Source organism: Runella sp. MFBS21 (assembly GCF_029433105.1).
Lineage (GTDB): Bacteria > Bacteroidota > Bacteroidia > Cytophagales > Spirosomataceae > Runella.
Window position 1 is genome coordinate 1616 of sequence record NZ_JARNTW010000050.1, and the last position, 3084, is coordinate 4699.

The 3084-nt window shown below is 49.6% G+C and carries 2 rRNA genes; both read left to right on the forward strand.

Annotated elements, in window-relative coordinates:
* The first annotated feature begins 61 nt into the window (after positions 1 to 61).
* Positions 62 to 2866, forward strand: a 23S ribosomal RNA gene (locus P1X15_RS32340).
* Positions 2867 to 2950: 84 nt separating this feature from the next.
* A 5S ribosomal RNA gene (gene rrf / locus P1X15_RS32345) occupies positions 2951 to 3062 on the forward strand.
* The last annotated feature ends 22 nt before the right edge of the window (positions 3063 to 3084 follow it).

Sequence of the window (3084 nt, forward strand, 5' to 3'; positions counted from 1 at the left end):
ATCACAAGGCTATAAGTCTTAGAGTTTTTTGACATATTGGGAAGAAAGATAGAGTAATTAAGAAGAAGAAAGACAAGGGCGCATGGCGGATGCCTAAGGCTCTCAGCGGCGAAGAAGGACGCGATAAGCTGCGAAAATGGTAGGGGAGTGGCACATACATGTCGATCCTACTGTATCCGAATGGGGCAACCCATCCTGAGTAATCAGGATATCCGAAAGGAGGCAAACGGGGGGAACTGAAACATCTAAGTACCCCTAGGAAAATAAAACAACAGTGATTCCGGCAGTAGTGGCGAGCGAACCCGGAGAAGCCTAAACCAATGCAGTTACGGCTGTGTTGGGGTTATAGGACTACTTATTAGAATTTACTGGAAGCTGAACTGACTGGGAAGTTGGACCATAGAGGGTGATAGTCCCTTAAGCGTACAAAGTAGAGACGTAGTAGAATCCTGAGTAGGTGGGGGCAGGAGGAACCCCCTCTGAATTCGGCGGCACCATCCGCCAAGGCTAAATACGACTGAGAGACCGATAGTGAACGAGTACCGTGAGGGAAAGGTGAAAAGGACCGGGAGTACCGGGGTGAAATAGAACCTGAAACCATGCGCTTACAAGCGGAGGGAGCCTGTGGGTGACCTCGTGCCTTTTGCATAATGAGCCTACGAGTTGTTCTTTTTAGCGAGGTTAATCATTTAAGATGAGCAGCCGAAGCGAAAGCGAGTCTGAATAGGGCGAATAGTTAAAGAGAGCAGACGCGAAACTTGGTGATCTATCCGTGGTCAGGTTGAAGTGTGGGTAACACTACATGGAGGACCGAACCAGTTAACGTTGAAAAGTTTTTGGATGAACTGCGGATAGGGGTGAAAGGCCAATCAAACTGAGAAATAGCTCGTACTCCCCGAAATGTTTTTAGGAACAGCGTTGTGGGGCGTTTATGTCAGGTAGAGCTACTGATAGGATGCGGGGGAGTCAAATCCTACCAAATTCTGACAAACTCCGAATGGGCATAAATAGACACAGCAGTGAGGGCCGGGGTGCTAAGGTCACGGTCCGAGAGGGGAACAACCCAGAGCAACCGCTAAGGTCCCTAAGTATATACTAAGTTGAACAAAGGAAGTCTGACTGCCGAGACAGCCAGGATGTTAGCTTGGAAGCAGCTATACATTTAAAGAGTGCGTAACAGCTCACTGGTCGAGCGGGGCGGGCGTCGATAATAAACGGGCATCAAGTATATCACCGAAGCGATGCGATTATTAATAATCGGTAGGGGAGCATTCTAACATCAGCGAAGTTGTAGCGTGAGCTATGGTGGAGAGGTTAGAAAAGCAAATGTAGGCATAAGTAACGACAATGTATGTGAGAACCATACACACCGTAAAGCTAAGGATTCCTCAGCTATGTCAATCAACTGAGGGTTAGTCGGGGCCTAAGGGGAAGGCGAAGGCCGCACCTGATGGACAGCAGGTTAATATTCCTGCACCTGATACAAGTGTGAAGTGTACGGGGTAGGGGAGAGAGTACGAAGTGACGGAAGTCTTCGTTGAGCGGCGTTTACGGACAAAGCGAACTTTTGAACTGGCCTCCAAGAAAAAGCACAGAAACATCAGCTTGTATTAGCCCGTACCGTAAACCGACACAGGTAGCTGGGTAGAATATACCAAGGTGCTCAAGTGAATCACGGTTAAGGAACTCGGCAAATTAGTCCTGTAACTTCGGGAGAAGGGACACTCTGGCGTGAGCTGGAGTCGCAGAGAAATGGCCCAGGCGACTGTTTAACAAAAACACAGGGCAACGCAAAGTGGAGACACTACGTATGTTGCCTGACACCTGCCCGGTGCTGGAAGGTTAAGAGGGGAGCTTAGCGCGAGCGAAGGTTTGAATCGAAGCCCCAGTAAACGGCGGCCGTAACTATAACGGTCCTAAGGTAGCGAAATTCCTTGTCGGGTAAGTTCCGACCTGCACGAATGGTGTAACGATCTGGGCACTGTCTCAACCGTGAGCTTGGTGAAATTGTAGTAGCGGTGAAGATGCCGCTTACCCGTCACGGGACGGAAAGACCCCGTGCACCTTTACTACAACTTTGCGTTGGATATGGGATATGAATGTGTAGGATAGGTGGGAGGCTATGAAGTGGTTTCGTCAGGGATCATGGAGCCAACGTTGAAATACCACCCTTTTGTATTCTGTGTTCTAACTTCTGATGAAGGACCGCGCATGGTGGGTAGTTTGACTGGGGTGGTCGCCTCCAAAAGAGTAACGGAGGCTTCCAAAGGTTGGCTCAGCACGCTTGGTAACCGTGCGGGGAGTGCAAAAGCACAAGCCAGCTTGACTGTGAGATCGACGGATCGAACAGGTGGGAAACCAGGGTTTAGTGATCCGGTGGTTCTGCATGGGTAGGCCATCGCTCAAAGGATAAAAGGTACGCCGGGGATAACAGGCTGATCTCCCCCAAGAGCTCACATCGACGGGGAGGTTTGGCACCTCGATGTCGGCTCGTCACATCCTGGGGCTGGAGAAGGTCCCAAGGGTTCGGCTGTTCGCCGATTAAAGTGGCACGCGAGCTGGGTTCAGAACGTCGTGAGACAGTTCGGTCCCTATCTGTGATGGGCGTAGGAAGTTTGACGGGGGCTGACCTTAGTACGAGAGGACCGGGTTGGACTCACCGCTGGTGAATCGGTTGTTACGCCAGTAGCATGGCCGAGTAGCTACGTGGGCAACGGATAAGCGCTGAAAGCATCTAAGTGCGAAACCGGCCTGAAGATGAGACTTCCATATAAGGGACGTTATAGACTATGACGTTGATAGGCTGTAGGTGTAAAGATGGTGACATCAAAGCTGAGCAGTACTAATTGCCCAATATCTTCTTTAAGAATATTTATTGTATCTTTCTTTCCAATGTCAATGACTTAAGGGTTTTGCCAAGCATTATTGATTGAATAAATCAAAAGGTCTTGATGGTGGTTACAGGGTGGGTGTTCACCTCTTCCCATTCCGAACAGAGAAGTTAAGCCCCGCTCCGCCGATGATACTGGGATAACACCCGGGAAAGTAGGTAGCCGCCACGATATTAACAACTAAAGCAGTTCT